Raw genomic sequence first — 2,379 nt, 5'->3', positions numbered from 1 at the left:
GATCTCGGTTCCGTCGGAGGTGGTGATGTAGGGCATGCTCTGCTCTTCTCTGTCGAGTCGTGGACTGAGATCCGGACACGGTGCCCGGTTTCCTCACTCTGCGAGTGCCCACTACGGGGGCAGTCGACTCATCGATCGACAGAAATGTGCGTGGGGGCAGAAGACTCCGGCCCGACACCACGAAGCGTGGTGCCGGGCCGGAGCCTTCAGTCAAAGGGAAACGATCAGTAATCGTCCTCCGTGTAGACGATCATCCCCCGCAGATTCTTTCCTTCGAGCATGTCGGCGTACCCCTCGTTGATCTCCTCGAGCTTGTAAGTCTTGGTCACCAACTCGTCGAGTTTGAGCGCGCCGCTTCGGTAGTGATCGAGCAACTTGGGAATCTGGGACCGTGGCCCTACCCCGCCGAAGATGGCTCCCTGCAAACGCTTCTGCAGAAGGGTCAGCTCGAAGAGGCTGAGCGTCACCTGCGAATCTGCGTAATGCCCCATTCCGACGACCACGACCTGTCCACCCTTGCCCGTCGCGCTGAGCGCGGGCTGAATGATGTCGCCGTGAATCTCGCCCACGGTGATCACGGTGACGTCGGCCATCTTGCCCCAGGTGATCTCGCCGATCACCGGTAGCGCTTCCTCGAGGGAGGCAAAAGTGTGTGTGGCGCCGAATTCCTTTGCCTTGTCGCGCTTGAACTCGACGGGATCGATCGCGATCACAAATCGTGCTCCGGCGGACGCCGCACCCTGCACCGAGTTGATTCCGACGCCGCCGACGCCGACGACCACCACCGTGTCGCCGACCTTGGCTCCACCGATCGCGGTGGCCGATCCCCAACCGGTGGCAACACCGCAGCCGAGCAAGGCCGCCTTGTCGAGCGGGATGTCCTTCTCGATCTTGATCACCGACGCCTCGTTGACGGTCACGTACGGCGAAAATGTTCCGAGCAGGCACATCTGGATGACCGGCTCGTCGTCGAGGGTGACGCGGTACGTCTTGTCGGAGATCGCCTGCCCGGTCAACAGGCCGGCTCCTTCGTCGCAGATGTTCTGCAGACCCTTCGCACAGGACGGACAACGTCCGCACGCCGGGATGAAGGCGAGAACCACGTGGTCGCCTTCTTCGACGCTCGCGACACCCGGGCCGACCTTCGTCACCACTCCGGCGCCTTCGTGCCCGCCCAGGGCCGGGTAGAAGGGCAGCGGGCTGGCGCCCGTACGCAAATGTTCGTCCGAATGGCACAGCCCCGATGCGGCGAGTCGGACCTGCACCTCACCCGAGACCGGGTCCCCCAGCTCGACCTCTTCGATCTCCCACGCCTGACCTGGCGCCTTGACTACCGCTGCCTTGACCTTCACCTGCACTCCTCGAAATTCTTCGTGATGCACGGACGACGAAAGAACGCGCCGGCATTTGTGTCGCCGATCACACTCCATGTACGAGTGTGCCTGAAGTAGCCCGAGAATACCGTCGGTCCGTGTGCCTTTTTGGTAGTGGGCACTACCAAAAAGGCGCACGGCTAACATGGACACAGTGGCCAAGGGAACTCGCAAGACCAGAACTCGCAGCAGTACTCCCGAGCGAGGCGAGTCCGGTCCCATCGCCGGCACTTTTCCGATCGATACCGGGACGTGCGAACTAGTCCGCGATCAGTACTCCGATGACAGTTGGATCATCCAGATCAACGGAGTGCCCAGTTCCCACGTGAACGTCGCGGATCCCACGGTGCTCGATTTCGAGTACATGCGGTGGATCGCGCATCTGGTCGATTCCGAACGTGACAAGGCCGAGCGCCTGCGGGTGCTTCATCTCGGCGGTGGCGCCTGCTCCATGGCCAGATACTTCGCCGCCACGTACCCCGACGCGCGTCAAGTGGTGGTCGAAATCGACGGTGCTCTGGCGGAACTCGTACGCGATTGGTTCGACCTCCCGCGTGCGCCTCTTCTGCGCATCCGCGTCGGAGAAGCCCGCGCCGTCACCGAAACTCTCACCGAGTCCACCCGGGACATCGTGATTCGAGATGTCTTCGCCGGCAGCACAACTCCGACACCATTGACGACGGCGCAATTCACCACCCACGTACGACGCGTGCTCGCACCGGGCGGTATCTACATCGTCAACTGCGGCGACACCCCGGATCTTCAGGGCGCGCGCAGTGAAGCCGCAACCATCGGTGCGCAGTTCGAACACATGGCGATCATCGCCGATCCCGCGATGCTCAAGGGCCGTCGCTACGGCAACATGATCATCGCGGGCAGCGACGTACCGATCGGCGGGCAACCCGCGCTCGCGCGCGAGCTACTCGGCGGAGGAGTTCCCGCCCACGTGTGGCAGGACGCCGAAGTCCGCAAGTTCGCCGCGAATGCGCCGGTTCGCCAAGACTGA

General features: G+C 62.8%; 2 protein-coding genes. One reads left to right on the top strand and one right to left on the bottom strand.

What is annotated here, in order from left to right; genetic code table 11:
* Window positions 1-224: 224 nt before the first annotated feature.
* The gene (locus tag A2J01_RS17935) at window positions 225-1,352 is read right to left on the bottom strand and encodes an NDMA-dependent alcohol dehydrogenase (protein ID WP_003941634.1); all 1,128 of its coding nucleotides are present in this window, start codon (window positions 1,350-1,352) and stop codon (window positions 225-227) included.
* Between the two features lie 166 nt (window positions 1,353-1,518).
* Between A2J01_RS17935 and A2J01_RS17930 the strand changes: the two genes are divergently transcribed.
* Window positions 1,519-2,379 carry a spermidine synthase gene (locus A2J01_RS17930; RefSeq protein WP_064113251.1) on the top strand — a complete coding sequence of 287 codons (861 nt, stop codon included), beginning with the start codon at window positions 1,519-1,521 and terminating at the stop codon, window positions 2,377-2,379.

It is taken from the genome of Rhodococcus sp. EPR-134, assembly GCF_001647205.1.
In the GTDB taxonomy this organism is placed as follows: domain Bacteria; phylum Actinomycetota; class Actinomycetes; order Mycobacteriales; family Mycobacteriaceae; genus Rhodococcus_F; species Rhodococcus_F qingshengii.
Note: the sequence above shows the minus strand (reverse complement) of the source record. Positions and strands in the feature narration are given on the sequence as shown.